Raw genomic sequence first — 1355 nt, 5'->3', positions numbered from 1 at the left:
TCCAGCAGCGCCGATGGGGTCTTTGGCTGTGAAGCGTCCGGTATCCGGATCGTAATCCCGCCAGCCGAAGCGGACCCGTCCCGTATCCCAGTCGTACAGGATTTCCTTTACCATGCCTTCGGTCGGGAATTCAACCATACGCACACTGCCGATATGGTCCATATGCAGAAGAATTTGAATGGGTTGTCCCTGGTCGTCGCGCTGGTCTTCCAAGACGTGGCCTTCTGCAATGCCCAGACCGGACATCGGTCGTCGGGTTGTGGGGCGATAGCGCATTCCTGTGGGATCTCCGCAAGACTAAACACGATTTTGGAATAGGTATAAAAATGGAAGGGAATGGAAATCAGTAGGATGCCATTTCTCTATCGGAAGGGTAGCTGACAAGGACTGCTCTTGCTTTGGGGCAGTGACTCTGGGCGAGAGAGAATGTTCGAGACCTGAATTCGGCAGCTTTTGTATTTACATGCTGAACCGGGAGCCAAAGAGGGCTCCTTGTGTCGCTGACCGTCGAGGTTGCTGTGACAGGTGTAGACTGTCCCCGTACAGCTTGACCACGGCATTGAGCATTTCAACAAGCAACATTGTCGCGTACACGAGTTGGTGCATGGCGTTATTCGAAAACAGCTAACGATCAACTGGTGGTTTTGCATTTGAAATCAAGTGCATACACATTAAATAGAATCCTATGTAATAGTATGCTGATAGCAATATAAATCTAAGGTATATGTAATGACTCTGTATGTCGTCACCAAGGTTCAAGTAGAGATATAATCCTGTAAACAGAGCTATGTATATTGGGTATAAAAAACTAACAAGCCTGACTTTTGTAAAGAACAATGTACTTAATATCAAAAGCAAAATAAAGTCTAAGAGAACAAGTGCACCAGTTTTAGTCGATATCCCTCCACAAGAGTTCAGTTTTAGCAAGACCTCATTAGATTTCATGAATAAAAAGCATTGTGGAACATATAGCTCATATTTTAAAATGTTGTGAAGCATTATTTTTTGTCCTCGCCCGCGTCCTTTTTATTTCTCCATGGCCATTCAAATAGTGTCTCTACGCCAGGGAAAGATCGTATCATATTTACATCATCTTTCGTAATTGGTTCATAGTCTCCGCACAGAAAGCAGTTTTCGGTACAAGTGTTGTGGTTGCAATATATATTTTTGTCTCCACATTTTTCGGAGTTGTCTTTACATTCATAAAGCCCCTGCGGATCCCGCCCATTGACTGGATCATCCGAACAATACCCATACCAATCCGAATCCCCTCCAGCAGCGCCGATGGGGTCTTTGGCTGTGAAGCGTCCGGTATCCGGATCGTAATCCCGCCAGCCGAAGCGGACCCGTCCCGT

Annotated in this window: 1 protein-coding gene and 1 pseudogene; both read right to left on the bottom strand. The window is 46.1% G+C overall.

Annotation, left to right across the window (positions count from 1 at the left end):
* Nucleotides 1-276: pseudogene (locus tag G452_RS17635) on the bottom strand (hypothetical protein); the annotation flags it as partial.
* Nucleotides 277-998: 722 nt separating this feature from the next.
* A partial coding sequence (locus G452_RS21795; RefSeq protein WP_327077696.1) for an RHS repeat-associated core domain-containing protein occupies nt 999-1355 on the bottom strand: 357 nt, incomplete at its 5' end.

It is taken from the genome of Paucidesulfovibrio longus DSM 6739, assembly GCF_000420485.1.
Taxonomy (GTDB): Bacteria; Desulfobacterota; Desulfovibrionia; order Desulfovibrionales; family Desulfovibrionaceae; genus Paucidesulfovibrio; species Paucidesulfovibrio longus.
This window is presented reverse-complemented; position numbering and strand designations above follow the sequence as displayed.